Here is a 707-nt window from a genome sequence, read left to right as displayed (position 1 = left end):
ACCGACCGGATCACGTTGTTCGCGAGACCCACCATGAAGCTGAGCACCGCCAGCGAAAACACCGTGCCGATGCCGTAGAACAGCCACTTGCTGAACAGCGACTTCGTCTGCTCGAACAGCAGGCAGATGATGAACAGCGGCCCGAACCCGACGAACAGCGCAATCGCGATCTTGTTGAGCAGCAGAATCGACCCGCTGACCAAGCCCGGCCCGGCAATGCCGATGCCTGAGAACCACTTGGCGCGCTCCTTGGCGCTGTCCACGGAGGGATCACCGCCGCTCGCCAGCGTATCGATCGCCGAGAGCATGCGCTGCATGTAGGCGAGGTTCTTGTCGATGCTCTGGTAGGGGCTGTCGGAGTCCTGCGAGACCARGGATGTAATSGCRCYGGCGGTACCGTCAGTGAGCGTCCAGTACAGAGAAGAGGACACGCTGGCCGCGCCGGTGGCGATGCCGATGATGAGCGTGGCCTTGAGCGCATCGCCCACCAACGCCATCATGGGCTGTTGCGTTCGGCCGGTGACGATGCGGTATCCCTGGAACAGGATCCACACCGTCAGCAGAATCAGCCCGATCGCGCCGACGAACTGCGCCATGCTCGTCAGCAGGTTCCACTGGAAGGTATTGATCTCGTCGCGGAGGTAGTCGTTGATCAGCTGGAAGAAGACGAAATTGCTGGCATCTGTGATGGGCATGGGTCAGCGGCC

General features: G+C 61.5%; 1 protein-coding gene. It reads right to left on the bottom strand.

The annotated features are described in order from the left end of the window. On the bottom strand, window positions 1-695 hold a 695-nt coding region (locus AC1DN9_RS30040; protein WP_478106018.1), incomplete at its 3' end, for a TrbL/VirB6 family protein. Window positions 696-707: the final 12 nt, after the last annotated feature.

Source organism: Variovorax sp. 05L425, assembly GCF_056397705.1.
Note: the sequence above shows the minus strand (reverse complement) of the source record. Positions and strands in the feature narration are given on the sequence as shown.